Source organism: Arcicella sp. GW822-FHT02H01 (assembly GCF_058802005.1).
Window position 1 is genome coordinate 364,002 of record NZ_JBXANT010000001.1, and the last position, 24,931, is coordinate 388,932.

The window sequence follows — 24,931 nt, forward strand, 5'->3', positions numbered from 1 at the left end:
TAAATCTACTTTAAACTCATAAACCCTAAACTCCTAAACTATTATTGGATATTGAAATACTTTAAAGCATAATTCCAGCCTTCAATAGATACTTGTGGTTTTGTTTGAGTGGGAACATTGTCGATAATAATGGTTTTTTCAGCTCCTGGAGCAATAGAAACGTAGTTGTCGTTATAGAATACGGGTAAGATACGTTCTTTCGTTTTTTCATCTACGACTGAAACCCTATTAAAGAAAGCAACAGGATTATTCACAGGATTACTCAATGTTACTTGTATTTTACCTGTTCCGATACTCTTTACAGCTACTTTTAGGTTTTCTACCGATTTCATTTTTTGCAAACCCGAATACATACCCTTGCTGTTAGGGTACCAGTACATATTATCGCTTACAATTTGTTTGTTTTCATCTAATAATTGTAATGATAAAAATGAACCTTCTTCCGCACCAATTTCTTCTAAAACCTTTTTGACAGAAAGAATTTTCTTGACAGAACTTGCTTCAATATAAGTAAACACCTGCGTGATTTCTTTTACTTTACCATTGATATCGTATGCTTTAGCCACCAACATCAAGTTTCTACGAGGCTTAAAGTCATTATTTACCATCATCAACATGCCATCTACTGGGTTTGCCATAATATGTACCAACTCGCTACCGCTTTTTAAACCATACAAACAAGCATTAGGGTCTAGGTAATAATCATACATTTGTCCACGCATGGCTGTCCACGGATTTTGGGTTTTCCAGATAATAACCCCTGTATACCATTCCCAAATGTGTGAAGAAAACCCTTCAATCAAACCACGGTATTGGTCATAATTGACTAATTGGGTTTTCAAACCAAAATCTTTGATATCTTTCGGCTTTCCATAAGGGTCTATAAACTGATTATAACCCACGCCCGTATAAGTATGGTATGTCCATACAGAATCAGGCTTTTGATTACTATCGTGATAAGGAACATTCAGGTTTTCTTTCGGAATAAAACGTTTTAATGATTCATAATCGCCCGTACCTACCGAACCAACTTCTGAATTAAAAGGAAAAGTACGTTGATTCCAGAATACATCTAGTGGTTGAATACCATAAGGACCATCACCATTTCCACCTAATGAATTAAACGACATTTCATCAGAGTTTGAATAATCAATAAACCAGCGAGTACCATCTAATTTTGGCAAGATTTCATCTCTAAGAGGTACTAAAATATCTTCGGGAGGGGTAATTTCATTACCTCCACACCAGATGGCTAAAGAAGGGTGGTTTCTTACCATTTTAATCATATCAGCCGCCGATGATAAAAATAGCTGATGATTATCAGGATAATTTCTTCGTGTCCACTGGTCTTCTTTTTTCATAGGGTCAACCCAACGACCGTTACAATCGCCTGACATCCAGAAATCTTGGAATACTAATAAACCGTAGCGGTCGCAAGCTTCGTAAAATTCTGGACGTTCTACCAATGCACCTCCCCAAATACGAATAAGGTTTAGGTTCATATCACGGTGAAAACGAATTTCAGCATCATATCGCTCATCTGTAAAGCGCAACATGGCATCCGAAATAATCCAATTACCCCCTTTGATAAATACTTTTTGTCCATTGACATAAATCTGGCGACTTGCTGTTAAGGCATTCCAATCTGTTTGTATTTCGCGTACCCCAACTTTTACAGCCTCTTGGTCAGAAACTTGTCCGTTTACGATAAATTCAAATTTTGTATCATACAATTCTTGCTTACCATAACCCGCTGGCCACCATAAACGAGGATTTTTTAAACTATAATTATCAAGGTTAACAATGGTAATGCTGTTAGGGGCAAGGCTAACTTTTTTTGAAACTTTATTGCCATCGATGGTATATACCAATGTTCCTTCAACTTTTACAGCAGAAGTGTTCTCTAAGTCAGCAGAAGCTTTGATAATGGCTGGTTTTTGTAGAGCATCGGGCAATCTTTTTTCTGGAACGAGCGTAATTACATGAGGGTCTTTCAAGTTTACTTTACCCGTTTTTTCAATATATACTTTATCCCAAATACCCGTGTTTCTATCACGAATCGGACGAATCCAGTCCCACCCAGCCGTATATTGTAGCGAAACATTCTTGGCAATAGTACCGTCCCCACCTTGTCCGCCATTGGCATTCCCAACGGTATAGGGTGGATATACTATGACTGCTAAACGATTGTTGCCATCTTTAGCCAACAGCTTAGTGATATTAAAAGATTGACGAAGAAACATTCCCTCAAATACTTTCTCGTTTACTTTTTTACCATTCAAAAAAACATCACAGGCATAATTGATTCCTCTGAATTTCAACCAAACTTCAGACCCATTAGTTGGCAAAACTTCTTTAAAGTCTTTCGCAAACCAATAAGTATAGTAGTCTCTGCCAGTATTATAAATATCTGGTATTTTCTCATTGTTCAATCCATAAAAAGGATCAGGAATTTCTTTGTTTGCCAACATACTTGTTAGCACTGTTCCCGGAACAACGGCAGGTTTCCAAGCCGAAAGCAAAAAATGAGGAGATGAAATCACCTCCCCATTTTCTTTCACGCTTTTGATGGGTGCACATTTCCAAGCACCGTTCAGCTCATATTGATTTTGAGCTTGTGAGTGAGTGGCCAATAGCAACAGCAAAAACACATGAATTTGTTTCAACATTAATTTTAAAAAATTGGACATAGTAGGGATTAAAATTATTAATATTTTTAGAAGTACACAGTAGGCTAGCATAAACCAACTTGCTAATCCTCATTTTGAATGATTGGCTAAATTTAATACATAATTTCTGTCATAATTATACTTATTTGTAAGTTTTAAGTTAAAAATGAGCAATTACACTTAAATAAAAAAGTAAAATCGGAAATATATGTTATTTTTTAATTTATCATATACTGAATTTACAAGTGATATTTCCCTAAAATGGTATTAAATAACCTTTCTGAAAATTGTATATTTTAATGAAAATATTATTTCTTTCTACTAGAATCCCTTTAAGTTGTATTCTTGATAAATGTTCAATCAAGAATACTATTGACTAGCTTAATGGCTAAATCTTTTTTGGAAAGAAAAGTCGGATTGATGCATTGCTATTTCATTATTACTAGTTTCAAGTTGTGCTTCTTGGGCATAAACCAACATTTTTTGCTCATAATCGCTGATAGCCGTTTCGATGGTTTCAAATTTTCCGTTGGTCAGGTTATCAGCTAATATTAATGCATCCATTAGTCCCGTATTCACGCCCTTTCCTGCAAAAGGAGGCATTAAATGGGCGGCATCTCCAATAAGGGTTATAGGCAAAGGACGATTATTAGTCCAAGGTTTATCTAAAGATATTTTTTTGGTTGGTAATCCAACAAAAAATGAAGTTGAGCGGAATAATTTTTTGTAACATTCGTGCCAATCCGAAAACATTATTGAAAGAAACGTAACAATGCTGTCTGTATGTTGAAAGTCTAATCCATTTTCATGAAGCCATTCTTCAGGCTTTCTAAAAGTTACGTTATAGGTCAATGCACCGTTGTTATTAGGGTTTGCCACTAAATTAATGCCTTTGTCTGCAGTCATAAGGATATTATTCTCGCATAATTGGTAAAACTCTGCACATTTTATGGCTGGTTGAATTACTTCGCCTTGTATGATAACAGTACCTGTATATTCAACTTCGGTATCTGTAAGATATTTTCTCACTTTGGACATTCCGCCATTGGCTCCGATAACAACATCTGCGGTGACATTAATATTATTTTCAAAATGTAAAATCCATTTACCATCGTATTCTTCCAGTCTCGTAAATTTCCTATCCCAAACAACGGTATCGCTTGTTAAGCTATTCAATAATATATTTCTTAAATCGTTTCTGTTGATTTCAGGAGTATCATATTGAGGTTTTGCAGTAAACAAGACGTTACCTTGTTCATCCGCTACGGTTCTGCCCATAGGTCTTGCTAAGGCATAATAACTTTCCAACAATCCTGCTTTTTGCAAGGCTATTTGCCCCGATTCTTTGTGCAAATCAAGCGTACCGCCCCAAATTCTTGTTTGTGCGTCTTTATCCCTTTCGTAAACAGTTATATCTATTCCTTCTTGTTGGAGTAATTTTGCGATTGTCAGACCAACGGGTCCTGCACCTATAATGGCTACTTTTTTATTTTGTAGTAACATGATTTTGTATTGTTTAAATTAAGCAATACAAAATTCTACAATACTTTTTCCTTAGGCTTGTACAAAAGCGACAAAATCGTTGCCTAGTAACTGCTGCTCTTTCTTTGCTTTTCTGGCAAATGCTGATGGCGTAGTGCCAGTGTAGCGTTTAAATTCTCTGCTAAGGTGAGATTGGTCGGTATAGCCCAGCTCATAAGCTAAGCCTGCAAGGTTGCAATCTGGATAAAGCCATAGATGATTTCGTACCTGCTCAAAGCGCATCAATCCAGACACATCCTTAACAGTATAGCCAGCAGATTGCTTAAAATTTCTTTCCAAAGTACGAACCGTTGCATGAGCCGCCTCCGCTACTTGGCTTACTGGCATCGTGCCGTTTGTTTCACTCATAGCCAATCCTGCTTTAAACAGCATACTATCAATCGCAATCTGCGACCGAGCATTCAATAAATATTGTTTTATATGAGCAATTGCTTCTTCTATCTTATCTGCATTAATAAATTCACCTAAAGTACCTTGAAGTTGAGCAATTGGATGTTCAAATATGCGTATTCCGTCTTTACTGGGTGGTAATCCAAGCAAATCGAAAACCGTCCAAGGAAAGCACCTGATGGCAATGATTTCTAAACAATCTTCCGTGTGAAAAACAATAGGTTGATTGAGTAAGCCTATCATAAATGGTGATGGTAAGGGCAGTAAACCTCCATTATGAGCAATGCTACAGGTAGTTCCGAAGTAAAAAATGATTTCAGCGTAGCCATCAGGTACCACCTCAAAACTTGATGGTAGCTCTCCAAATGCTATTTTGTCATACCAAAAGCATTTTATCGTGTCCCGAAGCTCTTCGGGTGGGTCAAATTCTTGATGGTGTGTATTTAGCATATTGGGAAAGTAAGATATATGAAAATGAAGGAAAATAACGATAGATTATTTCAAAAACGTCTTATTTTATGTCTGTAAAAGTAATTTAAATCAGAATTTATACCTAATCCTCAATGAGGGTTGTTATGATATTTTATCTCAATTTTAAAGTTCAATAACGTGTTTGATGTCATTCAGCGAATTAATTTTATTACTTCTCTGAAATCAATTATTTTCCTGTTTTAGTATTGTTAATGTTTTCAGTTAATTTCACGTAGAACTATAAAATTTCTCAAATGAATATCAAATCGGACAAAACCATTATTCTATTATTAATACTCCTCAGTACCCAGTTCAGCACCCAAGCCCAGCCTATAAAACCTATGCCTGCTGGAGAACTTTTGTTGAATTTGAAAAAACTCAATGTGCTTGGTACTGCCATGTATATTGCCGCTCACCCAGATGATGAAAATACCGTAATGCTTTCGTGGCTAGCCAAAGAACGTAAAGTAAGAACTGCTTATTTATCAATTACACGTGGTGATGGCGGACAAAACTTGATAGGTTCAGAACTAGGCGATTTATTAGGATTGATTCGTACACAAGAACTACTAGCGGCTCGTGCCATTGATGGTCCAGAGCAATATTTTACCCGTGCAAACGATTTTGGGTTTTCTAAAAATACCGAAGAAACCCTACAAATTTGGGGAAAAGATGCCGTATTGGCAGACGTAGTTTGGCGTATTAGAAGCCTTCGTCCAGATGTAATTATTTGCCGTTTTCCGCCTGATGCTCGTGCAGGACATGGCAATCACTCTGCTTCGGCTGCTTTAGCAGAAGAGGCTTTCAAACTGTCGGGCGACCCAACCAAATTTCCTGAACAATTAAAATATGTAAAACCTTGGCAAGCCAAAAGAGTCGTTTGGAATACGTTTAATTTTGGTGCTGTTTCTCAGAAACCCTCAGAAGGAACTTTTATACCAGTTGAAATAGGGGGGTATAACCCACTATTAGGAAAAGCATATTCTGAAATTGCAGCAGAAAGTCGTTCTCAACATAAATCACAAGGTTTTGGTGTACCTCGCACACGTGGTTTAAGACCAGAATATTTTGTACATAAGTTTGGAGATTTAGCTCAGAAAGATATTTTTGATGGCGTTGATTTAACGTGGAGCAAAGTAAAAGGAGGAAAAGAAGTAGAAGCTTGGATTAACCTTGCCATCAATAGTTTTAATCCCGAAAATCCTTCTACGATTGTTCCTTCTTTGTTAGAGGCCTACAAAACATTGTTAAAAGTTGACGATGAATATTGGAGGGCTCAGAAGAAAAAGGAATTAGAAAACATTATTATTGCTTGTACAGGATTATACTTTGAAGCTAATCCTACTGAATATTCAGCATCGGCAGGTGAAAAAATTAGCGTATGGGCTACTGCTGTAAAGCGTTCAGACTTTGCAGTAATCTTACAGAAAATACGCTTAATTGGTTTAGGTAAAGACAGCACTTTTAATGTTAATTTGGGTAATAATGAATTACAACGAATTGCATTCTCGGTAGAAATTCCTAAAAATCAGCCTTTGACACAACCATTTTGGTTAGCAGAAAAGAAAATGGGTAAAGGAATGTATCGTGTAGATGACCAAACACTGATTGGCTTACCCGAAAAGCCAGCAGATTTACAAGCAGAATTTACATTTTTGATTGATAATCAGCCTTTCACTTTTAGCTCGCCTGTTATCTATAAATATACCGACGAGACCCGTGGAGAGTTGTATCGTACTTTCGAGATTCGCCCTGAAGTAACGGCTAACATTTCAGATAAAGTATATGTTTTTGCCAATGATCAAGCCAAAGAGGTAGAAGTAACCTTAAAATCTGGTAAAAGCAAAACCTCAGGAAGCGTTAGTTTAGCATTGCCAACTGGCTGGAAGTCAAGCCCAACAAGTATTGATTTTAGCTTAGATAATAAATACCAAGAAGCTAAGCTAGTATTTAAAGTAACGCCTTCTAGTACTACTCCCGAAGGCACTGTGAAAGCTATTATCAAAACAGCGAATGGTACTTATGACAGAGGAATTTTAACCGTAGCTTACGACCATATTCCACCACAAACACTTTTCCCATTGGCAGAAGCAAAAGTGGTGAAGTTGGACATTAAGACGAAAGGTAAAAATATTGGTTATATCGTAGGTGCTGGCGATGATGTTCCGATGGCTTTGCGTCAGATTGGATACAATGTAACGATTTTGACGGAGAAAGAATTAAATGAAGATTTATCCAAATTTGATGCCATTGTAGTAGGAGTAAGGGCTTACAATACGGAAGAACGTATTACTTATTATCAGAAAAAACTGATGGAGTACGTAGAAAATGGTGGTAACATGGTAGTGCAGTATCAGGTGAATAGCAACTTACAGAAAATTGAAACAGGTATTGGACCTTATCCGTTTAAATTATCAAGAGATAGGGTAACGGTTGAAGAAGCAGAAGTACATTTCTTGAAACCTGAAAGTATTTTGTTGAATACGCCGAATAAGATTACCGCAAAAGATTTTGATGGTTGGATTCAAGAAAGAGGATTGTATTTCTCAAATGATTGGGATGCAAAATATGATGCCATTCTATCATCTAATGACCCGAATGAGCCACCTGCCAACGGAGGATTATTGTATACAAAATATGGTAAAGGGAATTATATCTTTACAGGGTATGCCTTCTTCCGCCAATTGCCAGCGGGAGTTTCAGGGGCTTATAGATTATTCGCTAATTTGATTTCGGCAGGAAAATAATTTTTCCGACGCAACTAATGTAGAGAAAGAGCCGTAAGTGTAAATAAGATGCAAGTCTTCGATTCACTTAAACGAAAATTAACATGAAAAAAACACTCTTTGCTTTCTTAATCTCTACGTTGTTGTTTGCCATTTCTTGTAAAAAAGATGATGAAGTTTCACCAGAAGTGAAATTTAATGTTGCACTAAATGGCTCTGTTGAAGTACCCGCCAATACTTCAACTGCTACTGGTTCTTTTGTTGGAACTTATAACAAAACAACAAAAGTAATTTCATATACTATTAGTTATAATGGTGTTACACCTACGGCTTGGCATATTCACAAAGGAGCTGTGGGAGTAAGTGGTGGTATTATTTTTGGTTTAGGAACCACTTTTAATACTGCTTACTCAAGCACGACAGCTGCTTTGACAACTGAGCAAGAAACGGATTTGATGGCAGGTAATTATTATGTAAATATTCACAGTGCCTCAAAACCTGGAGGAGAAATCCGTGGACAATTGATTTTACAGTAATTTTAGCTGTAAGCTATAAGCTTTGAGCAATGAGATTTTTGCTTCTTTTAGCATTTAAAAAAGCGGTCAGAAAATTAATTTTCTGACCGCTTTTTTGTGACGTTTACTGAGATGGCATGACTTCAAGTCATGTCATCAGTGTTATTTATATAATACAATCCTAAAAATCATTTCCTATTAGCTGGTGACTTAAGTCCTACTGATTACCCATAAGTATATAAATGATTGATAATCAATGTTTTTATTCCTAGCGAGGGACTTAAGTCCCTCGCTAGGAATAAGAGCTTCAAGTAGTCAAGCTCTGACATGAGGCGTACGTCACTCGGTTTGAAAGGCGATTTAAGCCTATTTGAACCAATTTTATCAATAATTACATCTTCATTTCAACTTTTTAAACGATGTGGGTAATCAGTAAGACTTAAGTCACCAACTAATAGGAAGGGCTAGACTTAAAATTTACTAAAAATAAAAAATCTCATGGCTCAAAGCTTATAGCTCACAGCTAAAAACTACCTATTAAACTTAATCCTCAATACAGTAGCATCATATTTGCCATTCACAAAATTGCCTACTACTTCTAAACCGAACAATTTACCGATGCCAGATAAGCCATAACCAACTTCTACATATTCAAATTGTTGATTAGGCACTTTCAAATAATTGGCAAAAATAGATTCTTTCAATCCATAAATTCTAAGAGGAGTAATTTGAGTTAATAGAAAGTGATTAAAATCGTGTTGCGCAAATACTTCTAAATAATTACCCGTAGTACTATGTAAATAATAATCTAAGTTTCTAAAAGCATCAAATCTGAAAGAGCGGAGAATAGTCTGATTACCATTGAAATGGCGGTAATCAATAAAGTAATTCGGTTTTTGTATAAATCCACCGTAATTAGTCAAAACGTGCAAATTTCCCAACTTTTCTAAATCAAAGAATTGCTCATAAGAACCTTGTAGGCGCGAAAACTGACTTTCAGCTAATAATCCATTGGTAGATTTAAGTCTAAAAATAGGGTTACCAGTATTGATGGTATATTCACGGTCGTTGAATTTGCGTTTTTTGGCAAAAGGTCTCCAAATGATTTCGCCTTCGGTCAAAAACGTTTTATGATTATCAAAATCAGTATTGGCTAATTCGGTATTTTCTGGCGTATTCGAACTAAAACTTCTGTCTTTTACATCAATCCAAGGCTTAAAAGTCTCCAAATTTTTTAGGGCCATTCTTTCAGCATATTCTAGATTCACCCTAATCGTTACTTTCTCTGATAATCGATTTCTATATTCAACATTAGCATAATCTTTCTGGTAAATTTTCAGATAATTGCGTTCAGCCAACATCGTGTAGATGGTGTTAGCTGGTGTAGAAATAGGTCTGTCGTCATTAAATTGCTGAATGTATCGTCCTGTTCTTACTTCAACCGATTGCTGATTCTTTAAATAATAATACCCAAGATTCCAGTTAAGGGCTTTTCTTCCTAATGCATACCTTAAATCACCATAAATAGATTCCCTTTTAGTGAGTTTCTCACGAATATCATATCTTAAAGAAGCCTTTAAAAAATATCCATCTACAGTATTCACAAAATCTAACGAAGGAATTTGATCTAAAGGAGACGTATAGCTAAGAGATTTATTAAAGAAACCGAACAAATCATCTCTTTTTCCATAGTTATACGTTTTGCCGAAAATCAAATGTGAAAACTTAAAGGCGGGCAAATTCCTGATGGAATCTTTCTGGTATTGCTGTTCATTCGTTTTAGCGATGCTATCAGCTTGGGCATAACCTTTTATCTCCAAGTCTGTCAATGGCACTTGTCTTTCATCATTCCAGAAATCAGCACTACGTTTACTGTGGAGGCTATCAATTTCAATATTATACGACCGTACCAAATCTACATCTTCCCCTTTTTTCTTTCTCTCTTTCTTGTCTTCTTTTTCAGCTTCTTTCAAAAACTTGTTGAGTTGCTTACGCGTAACCTGTTTCTGATTAAGGGCTATTTTGCTATTTACTTTCTCGCTTTTCAATTCTTTTGCCTCCGCTTTATCAATTTTCTCATCAATTACCACAGGTCGTTGATGATACTTTTCGTTGACAGCAACGGTGTAGTTTCTAACGTTGGTAACATAATTAAAGAACCCTTTGAAACCAAAAGCATCAAAATCAGAACGGAAAGTATAATTGATTGGCAACCAGATTTCTTTATTAGGAGCAAAAATCATTTTAATCCTGTTTGAAATATTATCACTACTAAAGTGCAAATCCAGACTATGGATATACCAAGTATCTTCTATGATGTTGATAATACCATCAAATACATTATCATTTTTTGATTTAGGTATCACGCGTATTTTGTTTACCGTCTGCCCATTTTCTGTAAAAAAACCTTCATACTTAAATTTATAATAAGCCAAAGCTGTGGGTGACAATGGAGATACCATATCGCCAAACGGCTTAGGATTATAAAAGTTAGTGCGTGATACAGGAATAAAGTTTGTTCCTTGGCTTTGTAATTGTTTCGGTAAGTTGTTGCGTGTTGAAACTACTTTTTCTTTTACGGCAGATGGCTGTTTAAAAACAACATCATTGATAGATTCTAAGACATATACTTGTCCGATTTTTAATCCAGATTCCTTTTCAATTTTTTTACCTGCCAACATCTTTATCAAACCAGAAACCTCGCTTACTTGTCCAGTACCTTTCACATAGGTTCTGGCAGAATATTCATTGAGTTCTAAGATTTTGAAGCGAGCCATCGAAATAGCCTTGCGCATGATAGTATAGGCGGGATCTTCACTTTTGGCAGAAAACTCTACTTCTTTCAAGCTGATTGCTTGCTCTTCCAATACTATTTCAAGGGGTAAATAATCATTGTTAACGAGAACCTGTTTTTCTAAGGTTTTATGTCCTAAATATTGAAAGATGATGGTATAGCTCCCAGGTTCTAAGGAAAGTTCGTATTTACCATCTTCGTTAGCCATCGTTCCTTTTGGGCTACCTTTTACGATGATAGAGGCAAAAGAAAGGTATTCGCCGTGCGTATTTTTAATAGTTCCTTTTATTCCACCAGCAAATGTTAAAAAGCCAAAACAAATAGTGATAATAGTAGTAATAAGGATTTTGTTGATAAATGAATTCATAATAACTCAGTTTAAAGATTAATAGCTTTAATGTGATTAATAAAATACAGATGCAAGTTAAACGAAAAGGTTGCCTATATTAGACAACCTTTTGTTAAAAAACCCTAAATGTGATAACTAGTAAAGTTTTGGGATAATCGGTAAACAAGAAAAAGAGTCAGTAAAATAAAAAAACTTATTGCCCAAAAGCCCATGTAAGGAACTCGGGCATTACTTTGCTCCACGTTTGTTGATTATGTTCTCCGCCTTCTACTTGTCTGTAAACGATGTCTTTATTCTTTTTATAGCCATGTTTTTCTAATTCCTTCATTAAGTCGAGGGTATCATCAATGGCATCAATAATGCCATTATGGTTTCTATCAGAGGTTTCATCGTTGGTGCCTGCCTCAAACCAGAATTGTTGGTTTTTGTGATATTCCCCTTTTCTGACAATGTTGTGCATTATCCTATCATTTTCATCCGTATAGCCGTCTTCTTCAGCTTTTTGTCGCCACCATAATGCCCCAGAGAAAACACCCACTTTAGCAAATATCTTCGGATGATTCCAAGCAATGTCCATCGCGGATAATCCTCCTAAAGAAAAACCAGCCATTACTCTATTTTTTGATGATAATGAATAAGAATTTTCTAAAAATGGTAACAATTCTTTCAAAACAAAGTTAGCATGATGATGAGCCTTGTTTCCTCTGTTTTTATAGTCAGCTTGCGATGCCGTTCCGTATTCTTGTAAGCGTTCATTATTGGCGTGAATGCCTACGCATAAAATAGGAGATATTTTGTTGTCATCCATCAAGGACGAAATCCATTGTTTGATTTTCAAAGACTCAAAGTCTTGACCATCATTAAAAATAATCAAGTTGAGTGAATTATTTTTTTTTGGATATATTAAAGTGATATGAACAGTTCTATTTAGGTAGGCTGAATAAATATTATCCTCAATTTGAAGGATTTCTGAGGAAGAATTTTGTGAATATATAGTCATACGTCAATTAGCAATTTTTGGATTATTCCCGAAAATAAACAAATTGTTAAATATTTCACAGATAAATTATTCCAATGTTTTGTTTTGAAAGTTAAAAACAGTTTCTATTTTAGAGTAAAGATTCTATGTAAAACAGAAATCTGAGTAAAACACCTACTTTTATCCGAAAGTATTGTCAAGTGGTAATTTTATCGTAATTTAAATAGTCTAAATCTAGCTGTGAATAAATTTTTGAAATAATGTAAAACCCTCACCAACAAAATGCAAGAACGTTATATCAAGTATTATTCTCATCATCTCGGAGCAGATAATGAATTGTTGATTTTTGGAAATTGGGGCTATCCGGTCATTGTTTTTCCTACTACAATGGGGAGATATTACGAGGCAAAGGATTTTAAGCTAATTGAATCAGCAAAAAAGCAAATTGAAAGCAGCAAAATAAAAATTTATTGCCCCGATAGTATCGATAAATATTCTTGGTATGGCAAACACTTGCATCCCTCAGAGCGTATACAGAACCATATTTATTATGACCAATATTTAAATGAAGAATTGATTCCTGCCATCATGCGCGAATGCAATACCTCTAAAGTAGCTGTAGCAGGTTGTAGCTTTGGCGGTTTTCATGCCGCAAACTTTGCTTTTCGTCATCCTGATAAAGTATCACATTTGTTTACAATGGGTGCTGCTTTTGATATCCGCTCATTTTTGAATGGGTACTATAGCGAGAGCGTTTATTTCAACAATCCTCCTGATTATCTCCCTAATGCCATGCATCCAGATTTATGGCAGATGAACATCGTATTGGGTACGTGTAATGCTGATTTTTGCAAACCTGAAACCGAAAGGTTATCTAAAATTTTGGCGAATAAGAAAATCAATCATTGGCTAGATGTCCGTTGGCATGGAACACACGACTGGGATATTTGGCGAGAAATGTTCCCTGAATATTTGAATAGAATTTAATCGAAAAATACTTCAAGAATGAATTAATCATTCATCAAACCTGTAAAATTGAATTTTAGCATTATGAAAAAAATAGGTATTCTTCATGGAATGGAATCCTCTTTCCCAGAGGCATTTATAGAAAGAGTAAATCAAATAGCACCATCGGGCATCGTGGCCGAGCGAATGATTGTTGAGAAAGTAATACAAGGGGAATCTAGCGGATATGATGTCATTATCGATCGCATTTCTCAGGATGTCCCATTCTATAGAGCGATGCTTAAAAATACAGCCATGGCTGGTACTGCTGTTATCAACAATCCTTTTTGGTGGTCGGCTGATGAGAAATTTTTTAATAATGCATTAGCGTTAAATGTGGGCGTACCCGTACCCAAAACTGTATTGTTGCCCTCAAAAGAACGCCCCACAGATACGTCTGAGACTTCATTCAGAAACCTGAAATTCCCATTACCTTGGGGAGATATTTTTGATTACATCGGTTTTCCTGCCTATATGAAACCTCACGCTGGTGGTGGCTGGAAAAGTGTTTATAAGGTAAGAAACCCCGACGAATTGTTCTCTGCTTATGATGAAACCGACCAGTTGGTGATGCTTTTGCAGGAGGAAATTACTTTTACAGATTACTTCCGTTGCTATTGTATCGGAGGCAAAGAAGTAAGAATAATGCCTTATGAACCAAGAAATCCACATCATTTACGCTATGTAGCCGATATGCCTACAGGACCAGCAGCCAAGAAACTATTAGCAACGGTGAAAGACTATGTGCTTAGGCTGAATAAAGCGTTGGGCTATGATTTCAACACTGTTGAATTCGCTATAAAAGACGGAATTCCTTATGCGATAGATTTTTGTAACCCTGCACCAGATGCAGATATTAATTCTGTTGGTCAGGAAAACTTTGAATGGGTAGTAGAAACTGCGGCTAAAGTAGCGATTGACCGTGCTAAAAAACATAAACCTGGTAAAGACAACCTTACTTGGGGTACTTTCCTTACGTCGTCAGTAGCAGGGAATGCAAGAGATACCATTTTAGACAGTAAAAAATAATGATGTTGTAAAACATGAGTCATGCCTAATTTTTTATAAAATAGCGAGTTTGGCAGGATTTATATTTATTATTGTCTTGTCCTTACTTTTCTTGTCTTGATACAAGAAAAGTAACAAAAGAAAATCAAGAATTCCTAAACTCGCTCCGCTCAAACAGTAGGAATTCGGTATGCCTCAATCATAAAGAAACGGTCTGAATTAGTTTTTAGATTGTTTTTGTGATTTTAAAATTTGGGATGACTCATGTTTTCAGCCCTTAAACCTTCCAAACTTATGCCTTTATTTACCATTGGAATTGAAGAAGAGTTTCAGACTATCGACCCCGTAACGCGGGAGTTACGCTCGCACATGAGTAAAATTGTTGAAGGCGGGCAGATTATTTTACAAGAAAGAGTAAAAGCCGAAATGCACCAAGCTGTTGTGGAGGTTGGGACGAATATTTGTTATAATATTCAAGAAGCAAGAGAGGAGGTAACCGACCTTAGGCGAAATATTATCCAACTTGCCGAACAAAACAACCTTCTATTAGCAGCGGCAGGTACACATCCGTTCTCAGATTGGCAAGACCAACTGATAACGCCGAGTCCGCATTATGATTCTTTAATCGATGAAATGCGTGATGTTGCCAGAGGTAACTTGATTTTTGGGTTACACGTGCATGTGGGCATCCAAAGTAGAAATGAAGGCATACAAATATTGAATGCTGTTCGTTATTTCTTACCCCATATTTATGCGCTTTCTACCAATTCGCCTTTTTGGTGTGGAAGAAACACTGGTTTTAAATCATATCGTTCAAAAGTATTCGATAAATTTCCTCGTACAGGTATTCCCGAGTTTTTTGCCTCTGCTAGTGAATACGATGAATACATCAATTTGCTTGTAAAAACAAAATGTATCGACAGCGGAAAGAAAATCTGGTGGGATATTCGCTTGCATCCTTATTATGACACCATTGAATTTAGAATTTGTGATATTCCGATGCGAGTTGACGAAACCATTTGTTTAGCAGCATTAATGCAGGCTTTGGTGGCGAAAATCCATAAGTTGTTAAAACAAAATCTGAATTTTAGGTCGTACAGAAAAGTATTAATCAATGAAAATAAGTGGCGAGCAGCCAGATATGGTATTCAAGCAAAATTGATTGATTTTGGGAAACAAGAAGAAGTGCCTTATAGTGATTTATGTGATGAACTACTAGATTTTGTGGATGATGTATTGGATGAATTAGGAAGTCGCAATGAAGTAGCTTATATCAAAGAAATCCTTAAAAATGGTACTGGCGCAGACCGTCAGTTAGCAGTATTTGAAGAAACTAACGATTTGAAAAGTGTAGTAGATTATATCGTTCAAGAAACAAGATTTGGTATTTAAAAGGGTGATAAAGCTATGTTAAATTTTATTTTGTATTCCGTAACAAATTGATTTTAAGGCTATTTTTAGTAAATTGCGTCGATTTAATAAGTTAAGTAGAGATTAAATATTTGATAAAAATTCATATCAACAAATTTACGATGCAAAATATTTCGACAGAAAAACCACTAAAAATAGCAGTTTTAGATATGTATGACAACGTAGCTGGTGAAGGCATGCGTTGCATTATTAATTTGGTTAACGAATTCAGAATACAAAAAAATATTGAAGTAAATACACAGGTTTTCAACGTTCGAGCGAATACTGAGCTTCCTGATTTGGCATACGATATTTACATTTCTTCAGGTGGACCTGGAAGTCCATTACCTTCTGATGAAGCTTGGGAAAAGCCATATTTTGCTTTAATTGATTCAATATTAGCACATAATAAATCAGAGGAAGTATTGAGTGGAGAAATCGCTCCCAAATTCTTATTTTTGATTTGTCATTCTTTTCAGTTAGTAGCACGTCACTTAGAAATTGGAAAAGTGACCAAAAGAAAAAGTACATCCTTTGGTGTATTTCCTGTGAATCCCATTGATAAAACAATTAAAGAAGCATTATTTGAAGGCTTGCCTGAGCCATTTTATGTGGTAGACTCTCGTGATTATCAATTAGTAAGTCCCAACTTGAAGATTATCAAAGAGTTAGGTGTTCAGATTTTACGCATGGAAAAAGAACGTCCACACGTAAACTTAGAGCGTGCTATTATGGCTATCAGGTTTTCTAACGAAGTATTTGGTACACAGTTTCATCCCGAGGCTGATGCACAAGGTATGCTAAAATTGCTGATGTCGGATGAAAAAAAGAAAGCTGTGATAAAAACGCATGGAGTTGAAAAGTACAACGATATGATTGCGAAGCTGGACGACCCTGATAAAATCATGCTGACAGAATCCATCATTATTCCAAAATTTCTTGAAAAAGCCTATTCAACCATCAGTCAAAAAGAACTTTTTGGAGAAATGGCATAATTTGTTTTGAAAATATCCTTGTTATGCAAAAAGAAATCAGAGCTTCATTTAATCAATCCTTTTCTGAAGTAAAGTATCAAGAATTTTTGGCAGATTTAAACAATGCTACGCAAGACTCTCTTGAGTTTAGAGTAGCAGAAACACCTGTTTTTGTCCCCAAATCTTTGAAAGATAAACTCATAAGTACTTGTGAAAGTATTATTGATGTAATAGTAGGGGATGATTTTAAGATGAAGACTGATAAGGCTATACCAGCGGAACAAAATGTGCCTAATGAAAATGAACATACATCTTTCTTAGCCATTGATTTTGCAGTTTGTCAGGATAATCAAGGTGAGTTTGTGCCACAGTTGATAGAACTACAAGGTTTTCCTTCATTGTTTGGGTTTCAGTATTTATTGTCTGAAACTTTTCAAAAGCATTACAACATTCCTGACGATTATGATTTTTTGTTTAATGATTTTGATAGAAAATCATACGTTGAGGCTTTTAAAAAACTAGTAGTTGGCGATGAGCAACTTGAAAATGTTATCCTTTTAGAGATTTATCCTGAGAAACAAAAAACAAGGGTTGATTTTGAAGTAACCGAAAAATTGATTGGTGTTAAAGCTGTGTGTCTTACCAAAATCATTAAAGAAGGACGTAAACTATTTTATATTAACGATGGTGTAAAAACACCTATTCATAAAATATACAATCGTTTGATTTTTGATGATTTAACAAATTTCCCAGATTTACAAACAGCCTTCAATTTAACAGATGATGTTGATGTTGAATGGGTTGGGCATCCCAATTGGTTTTTTAGGATTAGTAAATACACCATGCCATTTTTGAATAATCCTTATATTCCTGAATGTAGATTTTTGAGTGATTATGCAGGCAAGTTTCCTGAAAATTTATCAAACTACGTATTAAAGCCACTTTTCTCTTTTGCAGGAACAGGGGTGAAAATCAATATTACTGAAAGTGATTTAACTGCCATTACCGACCCTGAAAATTATATTTTACAAAGGAAAGTAAAATATGAACCTGTCATACAAACTACTGATGGCAGTGCAGTAAAGTGCGAAATCAGGATGCTTTATATTTGGCAAAAAGAGGAAGCAAGACCAATACTATTAAGCAATTTAGCCCGACTTTCAAGAGGAGAAATGATTGGAGTACGCTTCAATAAAGATTTTGATTGGGTAGGGGGTAGTGTTTGTTTTATGGAGAGATGATATCTACCTAAGTCTATTTCCTTTACCTTGCTTCAAAACTTCATCAAAAAACATGAAAATTTTTTATTCGATATTCGTTATTTCAACATTATGTCTTTTTTCAAACTTAAAGATTAACTCAATTGAAAAAGATAACTTCTCATTTGTAGCTAAACTCAAACCAATCCTAACAGCCGCTGAGCAAACAGATAAGTACTTGCCCTATTTAAAAGGCAAACGTATCGGCATTCTGGCTAATCCAACCAGTATTATTGGTAAAAAGCATTTGGTTGATAGCTTAGTAGCGTTAGGCATTAATGTAGTAAAGGTTTTTGGACCTGAACATGGCTTTAGAGGGAATGCTAGTGCTGGGGTAATCATCAGTGATGAAAAAGACCCAAGTACAGGGATTAAAATAATTTCATTGTATGGTTCAAAAAGAAAGCCATCTGTTGAAGACCTCAAAGATGTTGATTTAATGATTTTTGACATTCAAGATGTGGGCTGTCGTTTTTATACTTACATCAACGTATTGCGTGATGTAATGGAAGCTTGTGCTGAAAACAACAAAGAATTGTTGATTCTGGATAGACCGAACCCGAATGGATATTTAGTAGATGGCCCTATCTTAGATATGACTTTAAGGTCTGGTGTGGGTAGATTTCCAATTCCCATTGCCCACGGAATGACGATTGGAGAATTTGCACAGATGATAAATGGTCAGGGTTGGTTAGCGAATAAAATGATTTGTAAATTAAAAATCATTCCAGTAAAAAACTATACGCATGATGATGCTTATACCTTGCCTGTAAAACCATCACCGAATCTCAACACACAGCAAAGTGTAATGCTTTACCCAATTATGTGTTTGTTTGAAGGCACTATTATTAGTCAGGGGAGGGGTACGTATTTCCCTTTTACAGTGTTAGGAAGTCCAGCTTTGAAAGGTACTTATAGTTTTTCTTTTAAGCCCGTGAGTATTAAAGGCATGAGCGAAAAACCTTTGCACATGGATAATGAATGCTACGGGATAGACTTTAGAAACTATGATATTGAGCTACTCAGAAAAAGTAAAAGAATCAATATTCAATGGATGATAGATTTTTATCAGGCGTATCCATTCAAAGATAAGTTTTTTGATAGGTCTCAGAGTGACCAAATGCTCAATGTTGATGTATTGGTAGGTAATTATGAATTCAGAAAACAGATAATTGAAGGAAAAAGCGTTAAAGAAATTCAAGATTCTTGGGAACCTCAATTATCGGAATATAAAACGATGAGAAAAAAGTATTTGATTTACAAATAATGAGTGAGTTAGCGAATGAGTGATTTAGTGAGTATCTTTTTTTAACTACTTGACTCATTTTAATACTTTTATCCTCTTTTTTTGATATACTCAAACTTGGTTCTTAGAATATAGGCGGCATCTTCGTCGCCTAATAATACTGCTTTGTTGAAATCATTAATGGCATTTTCTACTTGACCAATACAATATCTAGCCATACCTCGCCAACGTAAGGTTTCGGGATTTTCGCTTCTAAAGAACCAATCGGCTTTATCAAATTCCAGAAACGCTCTATCATATTCTTTTAACTTATAAAGCACTTTGCCTTTAATAATGTAAGCTTCACCTACGGTGTTATCAAAAGAAATAGATTGTTCAATATCATACAAAGCCGAAAAGTAATTTTTAAGCATTAGGTTTGCTTTGCTTCTGTAAAAATAGGCTCTAGAAGATTTTGGGAAATGATTTAATTTTTCAGTAAAAAATACTTGAGCTTCAACAAATTTATTTTCATGAAGTAGTATTTCGCCTTCTTCTAATTTTTCACGGTCACGAAACTTAAATAGCTTTTCCTCCAACCAGTTGAAAAACATCATGGTCAGTACAAAGGGCAGGAAGAAAAACAATAATAACCACTCCATACAATTATAAATTTTGAAATTCTACTTGTACTTTTTTAGGTAAGCTTGCAACAACCAACTGATACGAATGTTCAGTAAGTTCTTTTAATTGTGCAGTAGATGCACTATCTCCGTTTACAGTATTCCAATGTTTTTTGTTCATGTGATACCCCGGTGTGATATAATGAAACTCTTCTCGTAATTGAATAGCTCTATCAGGGTCACATTTTAAGTTTACGGTAAAAATTTCAGTATCCAGACCCGTCAAGGCAAACATTTTGCCCATTACTTTATACACCAAAGTGTCTGGTCCAAAAGGTAATTCTTCTGTTACCCCTTTCATAGATAAACAAAAATCTCGGAACTCTTCAATATTCATTGCTTAATTATCTAAAGAATGCTCTGTAAATCATTACGATTACACACATCAAAAACATCACAATTGATATTTTGTTGATGACGTGCATGGTTTTGATGTTAAAATTAGTGGGCTTTTTAGGATCAGGTTTGCTGAAAATTCTAAAGAAGTATCCTAACGCTTCCCCTAAATTAAACTGGTCTTTTAATTTTGACATTGTCTTGTGTTTATAATGCTGAAATAGCGTACTGATACTATCATTGAAAATAATCAATACAATTTAAGTAATGTTTTTATTTGTTGTAAACAGTTTATAATTAGGAATTTGAAATGCTACCGCGAAGGCGGACCGTTTACCAATCACTATTTACTAATAACTACTTACATAATTTATTAGAAAACAGCCTCTAAAGATTCTGCTGGTTCAAACCATACACCATCTTCTTTGATAATATCAATCAATTCATCTACCGCATTATCAGCATGAACCGATTTTTTTACCACGTTTTGTCCGCGATATAGTGCGATTTTATCTTTCCCCACCCCTACATATCCATAATCGGCATCTGCCATTTCACCTGGGCCATTAACGATACAACCCATAATGCCAATTTTTATCCCTTTTAAATGCTCTGTACGCTTACGAATCAAGGCAGTAGTTTCTTGTAAATCAAAAAGGGTTCTGCCACAAGAAGGACAAGAAATGTATTCTGTCTTGCTCATTCTAGTGCGGGCAGCTTGTAAAATACCAAAGGCTGTTGAATTGTAACTTTTTGATTTTATTAATAGTTCAGCTTTTTCTGATAAATCAGGTAATTTCAATAATATTCCATCACCGAAACCATCAATCAACAATCCTCCGCAATCAGTAGCTGAAAATAGTTGAAAATCACTTTCTGAAAGGTTGTCATATTTTCTTACCAACACAGCAGGAGTACTTATATTTTGTGCTATCAATTCAAAAAATAAACGACGTAATGCTGGCATAGCGTGTTCGTTATCCGTTTCTACTGCCAAAACAAGGGTTTTATCAGCTTTGATTTGCCCAATCACTGATGCGTCTAAATTGGATAAATTGATACTCAAAAAATTCAAAAAATCATGCCTATAAGCTTGCGTTTGATATTGTTCTAAAGTAAACAAAGGGAATTTATTGACCTTATCAGTTTGTTTATCCCACGTAGGAGCGTCCAAAATTTCTTTTAGTCCCATTGGCAACATATATTTTGCAGGGTTATTAGCCGTATAAATATAGTCAGCTCCCAAATCGTTCATTGTCCATTTGTCTGGTAATGGCAAATAATAATGTCCGATTGGTTTTAAATCATCATGCTCTGAAACTTCTATCTGAGAAAAATCTGCAATTACTCTAGGTACATTATGCCCACCAAAATTGGCTACTTCATGGGTATGTCTTCTAAAGTATTGAAATGGATTAATAGGAGAATCGAATGAATGTTGAGTATTGAGTGTTGAGTTGGGAGTGTAAGCTGAAATTATTGTTGACTTTTCTTTTCTTTGCGTATATCTATCAATCAGAGCTTTGGCTACTGGGGCTTCAAATTCAGGATCTTCGGTTAATGAAACTCTTACAGTATCACCTAAGCCATCTTCTAATAAAGTACCAATACCTACAGCTGATTTAATTCTTCCGTCTTCACCTTCGCCTGCTTCAGTTACGCCTAAATGCAGTGGATAAGATTTTAGACCTTCTTCTGCTAGCTTTTTGCACAACAATCTGTAAGCTTCCACCATTACTTGGGTATTTGAGGCCTTCATTGAAAGTACGATGTTGAAATAATTTTCATCTTCGCAAATTCTTAAGAACTCCAAGGCCGATTCTACCATCCCAAGCGGTGTGTCGCCATAGCGACTTAAAATTCTATCACTTAATGAACCATGGTTGGTACCAATACGCATTGCTGTACCATATTCTTTACAAATATTTACTAATGGCAAAAACTTATCTCTGATTCTATCTAATTCTACTTGATAGCCAATCTCGGTATAGTCTATCGTTTCAAAACGTTTTTTATCAGCATAGTTTCCCGGATTGATTCTTACTTTTTCTACCAATCTTGCTGCCAATTCAGCGGCATTTGGTGTAAAATGAATATCAGCAACTAATGGTACGCTATAACCTCTTACTCTCAACTCTTTGCGAATATTATCCAAATTCTGTGCTTCCTTCACTGATGGCGCCGTAATACGCACATATTCACAACCAGATTCAACCATTCTGATGGTTTGCTCTACTGACCCAAGCGTGTCTAACGTATCAATGGTGGTCATAGATTGTACTCTGATAGGATAATCAGAACCCATAGGCACATCGCCAACGTTTACAGTAATCGTTTTTCTACGAGAATATTCAGTTAATGAATTGGCATAGCGGTTGCCATTTTCAATCAGGCTATTAATAGTTTGAGTAGTTGACATGGATTATTGAATTGTTCTATGCAAAGATACAAGATTCTGTAATTTACTTTTGAGTTTATACAAAAAACCCCGATAAACTTAAAACGTTTATCGGGGCTGAATGGTTGTGTTAAATTTGAAATAAAACATTTTCAAATTAATCAAATGCTAGATTTATGAGTTAAAACTCACCAAATTCATCTATCAAATATTTTTGTACAATACTAATATCTCCTTTTGAAGTAAGGTCGGGTACGTTTTCTTCTACAGGTACCGTAATTACTTTCTTCACGTTTTCTTTAGCCATTTTCATTACGGCACTTGGCAATTCACGCTCGTTACGAACAGGATTGAATGGTTCTTTGCTTACATATTCCAAAATATCATCATAATAAAAATGAAATACGTTCATATTTACACCAATCTTACCATTTTTATCTCTAGCAGATTCTATTTGTTCATAATTTGGTTTTTCGATGATTTCAATCAGGTAGTCTTCTTCATCGGCTTTGATTACTGCAAAAGCCTTTACTCTTTCCGGAGCAACGCCCAAGGCAATACTTTCATAAGAAACCACAGCATTTGGTACAGGACAATCTTTCAACAAAGTAAGTACCTTAACAGAATACAAATTGTCAGAATTACAAACCGTAAATCGTTCGCCTTTCCATTCAGGTGTTTGCTCTAAAGCCTGTTGGATGGCATCGGCTGTACCAGCAGGTTTTTCGCGGTCTGGGGCAATTTGTTGTGTGGCGTATTTAAAAGTAATTCCCCAAGCTTTATAGTCGGCTACCAATTGGTCATAATAAGGTTTGGTAACGTTATCTTTTGGGTTTTTTAAAATCAAAACTTCTGTATAACCAGCACGATGTGCATTATAAATTAAATAATCCATAAATGGGCGACCATCTTTTCCTACACCAATCATTCCCTTCGGAAGTGTGTTTGCTTGTTCAATTAATGTAGAATCTAACGTTTCTGTGCCTTCTGCTTTTTTCATTCTTGACGACATTCCGCCCGCCATGATTAGTAATTTTGCCATTTAAAGATTTTTTATTTTGCTAGTTGGGTTAATTTTCTAAGCTTGTACCTTCGTCAATCTGAATGATATAAGCTTTACCTCCTTCATTTTCAATACTTTTAGCAACAGCTTCAGGGTTTTCTGGGGCGTACACAAACATGCATCCACCACCACCAGAACCGTTTATTTTGCCTCCTAATGCTCCAGAGGCTTTGGCTGCGGCTAACATTCTATCAATTTTAGGAGTTGATATTTTTAATAATGCTTGTAAATTTAATTGATGTTGATTTAATAATTCGCCAAATTTTTCATGGTTTAATGTTTCTGCCTTCAATAACGCAAGGGCTTCAATCAAAATTTCACGATTATCAATATTGGCTTTTATCAAATCTAGTTCTTCGTTATTCAACAATTTCACGAATGCCTTGACGTCTTCTTGTGTAACGCTAAACAATGAAAAATCTGGATACTCCTTTTTGATTTTTTCTACTGCCTCCAATACGCCATATTTTACTCTTTTCAGAATACCGACTGTATCTTTTGGCTCCAATGAATCTCCGAGTACAAAGCTACCAAATTTTGGCTTGAGTGTTTCCACATGAATCTTTGGCGTCGATTCCAAATAGATTACATTGCCAACGGCCGTTGAATAATGATCCATCATTCCTCCAGCTTCCTTAAATTCTACTACTTCTGCTTGATAAGCTATTTCTGCTATTTCACTGGCGGATAATGGCTTTGGCTCGTCGGCTATTCTGGATAAAAAATGAATCCAGTTGGCTAGCAATGCTGATGAACTTGATGTCCCTGAATTAATCGGAATATTGCCTTCTACAGTACACTCTAATCCTTTTTTAAAAGAATATCCTTGTCGCTGTAATATATTCAAAGCTGACCTAAAATAATCTCTTTTATGTAAATAAGGTAATTCTGGATAGATATCGAAACTAATTTCTGAATCTATATCGGGTAAATGTAAAATTGCCTTTCCATCGTTCCTATTTTCACCAGTAATATTTACTCTCTTAGAAATTGCGGCTGCTATTACTGGCAGTCCTAGGTAATCTTGATGCTCACCAAAAAGACAAATTCTGCCTGGCGTTGATACTTTAATCTTATTACTCATCGATGGTCGGTAATTAATTACTGCAAAAATAGTGTTTTAATTTGAAAGTTT

At 35.5% G+C, this 24,931-nt stretch carries 19 protein-coding genes; 8 read left to right on the plus strand and 11 right to left on the minus strand.

What is annotated here, in order from left to right; genetic code table 11:
* Positions 1–41: 41 nt before the first annotated feature.
* From AC1RNE_RS01580 to AC1RNE_RS01590, 3 genes are all read right to left on the minus strand, one after another.
* Positions 42–2,669, minus strand: coding sequence for a glycoside hydrolase family 2 protein (locus AC1RNE_RS01580; protein WP_492799306.1), 2,628 nt, complete (start codon positions 2,667–2,669; stop codon positions 42–44).
* Positions 2,670–3,050: 381 nt separating this feature from the next.
* Positions 3,051–4,172: an FAD-dependent oxidoreductase gene (locus tag AC1RNE_RS01585; protein ID WP_492799307.1), complete on the minus strand. Its 1,122-nt coding sequence runs from the start codon at positions 4,170–4,172 to the stop codon at positions 3,051–3,053.
* A 51-nt stretch (positions 4,173–4,223) separates the two neighbouring features.
* A complete protein-coding gene (locus AC1RNE_RS01590) occupies positions 4,224–5,051 on the minus strand; it encodes a helix-turn-helix domain-containing protein (protein ID WP_492799308.1) in 828 nt (275 codons plus the stop codon).
* Positions 5,052–5,326: 275 nt separating this feature from the next.
* On the opposite strand from AC1RNE_RS01590, the gene AC1RNE_RS01595 reads away from it, so the two are divergent.
* Both AC1RNE_RS01595 and AC1RNE_RS01600 read left to right on the plus strand, forming a co-directional pair.
* Positions 5,327–7,819, plus strand: coding sequence for a PIG-L family deacetylase (locus AC1RNE_RS01595; protein WP_492799309.1), 2,493 nt, complete (start codon positions 5,327–5,329; stop codon positions 7,817–7,819).
* An 83-nt stretch (positions 7,820–7,902) separates the two neighbouring features.
* Entirely contained in the window at positions 7,903–8,334 is a 432-nt protein-coding gene (locus AC1RNE_RS01600; RefSeq protein WP_492799310.1) for a CHRD domain-containing protein, read from the plus strand.
* Positions 8,335–8,843: 509 nt separating this feature from the next.
* Here AC1RNE_RS01600 and AC1RNE_RS01605 read toward each other — a convergent pair.
* On the minus strand, positions 8,844–11,474 hold the full coding sequence (locus AC1RNE_RS01605; protein WP_492799311.1) for a DUF5686 and carboxypeptidase regulatory-like domain-containing protein: 2,631 nt from the start codon (positions 11,472–11,474) through the stop codon (positions 8,844–8,846).
* Positions 11,475–11,649: 175 nt separating this feature from the next.
* A complete protein-coding gene (locus AC1RNE_RS01610; RefSeq protein ID WP_492799312.1) occupies positions 11,650–12,456 on the minus strand; it encodes an alpha/beta hydrolase in 807 nt (268 codons plus the stop codon).
* A 261-nt stretch (positions 12,457–12,717) separates the two neighbouring features.
* On the opposite strand from AC1RNE_RS01610, the gene AC1RNE_RS01615 reads away from it, so the two are divergent.
* The 6 genes from AC1RNE_RS01615 (at position 12,718) to AC1RNE_RS01640 (ending at position 19,358) form a co-directional block, all read left to right on the plus strand.
* A complete protein-coding gene (locus AC1RNE_RS01615; RefSeq protein WP_309916669.1) occupies positions 12,718–13,422 on the plus strand; it encodes an esterase family protein in 705 nt (234 codons plus the stop codon).
* Between the two features lie 63 nt (positions 13,423–13,485).
* A complete protein-coding gene (locus AC1RNE_RS01620) occupies positions 13,486–14,469 on the plus strand; it encodes an ATP-grasp domain-containing protein (RefSeq protein ID WP_492799313.1) in 984 nt (327 codons plus the stop codon).
* A 273-nt stretch (positions 14,470–14,742) separates the two neighbouring features.
* Positions 14,743–15,840: a carboxylate-amine ligase gene (locus AC1RNE_RS01625; RefSeq protein ID WP_492799314.1), complete on the plus strand. Its 1,098-nt coding sequence runs from the start codon at positions 14,743–14,745 to the stop codon at positions 15,838–15,840.
* A 140-nt stretch (positions 15,841–15,980) separates the two neighbouring features.
* Complete coding sequence (locus tag AC1RNE_RS01630; RefSeq protein ID WP_492799315.1) at positions 15,981–16,853, plus strand: type 1 glutamine amidotransferase; 873 nt, start codon at positions 15,981–15,983, stop codon at positions 16,851–16,853.
* A 23-nt stretch (positions 16,854–16,876) separates the two neighbouring features.
* On the plus strand, positions 16,877–18,073 hold the full coding sequence (locus AC1RNE_RS01635) for a hypothetical protein (protein ID WP_492799316.1): 1,197 nt from the start codon (positions 16,877–16,879) through the stop codon (positions 18,071–18,073).
* 52 nt (positions 18,074–18,125) lie between these two features.
* Positions 18,126–19,358, plus strand: coding sequence for an exo-beta-N-acetylmuramidase NamZ family protein (locus AC1RNE_RS01640; protein ID WP_492799317.1), 1,233 nt, complete (start codon positions 18,126–18,128; stop codon positions 19,356–19,358).
* 68 nt (positions 19,359–19,426) lie between these two features.
* Here AC1RNE_RS01640 and AC1RNE_RS01645 read toward each other — a convergent pair whose 3' ends face one another.
* The 6 genes from AC1RNE_RS01645 to AC1RNE_RS01670 all read right to left on the minus strand — a co-directional run bounded on the left by AC1RNE_RS01645 (position 19,427) and on the right by AC1RNE_RS01670 (position 24,880).
* Complete coding sequence (locus tag AC1RNE_RS01645; protein ID WP_492799318.1) at positions 19,427–19,978, minus strand: tetratricopeptide repeat protein; 552 nt, start codon at positions 19,976–19,978, stop codon at positions 19,427–19,429.
* A 4-nt stretch (positions 19,979–19,982) separates the two neighbouring features.
* A complete protein-coding gene (locus tag AC1RNE_RS01650; protein ID WP_492799319.1) occupies positions 19,983–20,336 on the minus strand; it encodes an MmcQ/YjbR family DNA-binding protein in 354 nt (117 codons plus the stop codon).
* Positions 20,337–20,343: 7 nt separating this feature from the next.
* The gene (locus AC1RNE_RS01655; protein WP_492799320.1) at positions 20,344–20,532 is read right to left on the minus strand and encodes a DUF6728 family protein; all 189 of its coding nucleotides are present in this window, start codon (positions 20,530–20,532) and stop codon (positions 20,344–20,346) included.
* A gap of 176 nt (positions 20,533–20,708) precedes the next feature.
* A complete protein-coding gene (ispG, locus tag AC1RNE_RS01660) occupies positions 20,709–22,754 on the minus strand; it encodes a (E)-4-hydroxy-3-methylbut-2-enyl-diphosphate synthase (RefSeq protein ID WP_492799321.1) in 2,046 nt (681 codons plus the stop codon).
* Between the two features lie 160 nt (positions 22,755–22,914).
* The gene (locus AC1RNE_RS01665; RefSeq protein WP_492799322.1) at positions 22,915–23,775 is read right to left on the minus strand and encodes a sugar phosphate nucleotidyltransferase; all 861 of its coding nucleotides are present in this window, start codon (positions 23,773–23,775) and stop codon (positions 22,915–22,917) included.
* A 28-nt stretch (positions 23,776–23,803) separates the two neighbouring features.
* On the minus strand, positions 23,804–24,880 hold the full coding sequence (locus AC1RNE_RS01670) for a GHMP family kinase ATP-binding protein (protein ID WP_492799323.1): 1,077 nt from the start codon (positions 24,878–24,880) through the stop codon (positions 23,804–23,806).
* Positions 24,881–24,931: the final 51 nt, after the last annotated feature.